This is a genomic window from Boudabousia marimammalium (assembly GCF_001936115.1).
GTDB classification, from domain to species: Bacteria; Actinomycetota; Actinomycetes; order Actinomycetales; family Actinomycetaceae; genus Boudabousia; species Boudabousia marimammalium.
Map to the genome: position 1 here is coordinate 1 of NZ_MPDM01000003.1, position 375 is coordinate 375.

A 375-nucleotide genomic window follows, 5' to 3' on the forward strand; every position below is an offset into this window, starting at 1 on the left:
AGGTTTCTGTTGAGGCTCCCGATAGACTATCGGGTTGATAGGCCGGACGTGGAAGCATGGTAACATGTGGAGCTGACCGGTACTAATATTGCCGACAACTAACACCACACCCACCAACACTATTGTTTGGTGTGAGTGTAAGCACGTAACGAGAAACAAACACACTATAAACCAAGTAGCCTTTTAATGTTAAGGGTTAATGGTTTACGCGTCCACTATACGGTTAACGACCAACCCACACACCCACAACCCAAAACACGCGTTGTGTAATCGTTTTGGTTGAGGGGTGTTGAAAAAAGAATAAGGTCGACCATTTTGTGGTGGTCATAGCGGCGGGGATACGCCCGGCTCCCTTTCCGAACCCGGAAGCTAAGC

1 rRNA gene is annotated in these 375 nt (G+C 48.3%); it reads left to right on the forward strand.

Features of this window, described 5'->3' with window-relative positions:
* Positions 1-108 (forward strand): 23S ribosomal RNA (locus BM477_RS03050); the annotation flags it as partial.
* Positions 109-375 lie beyond the last annotated feature (267 nt).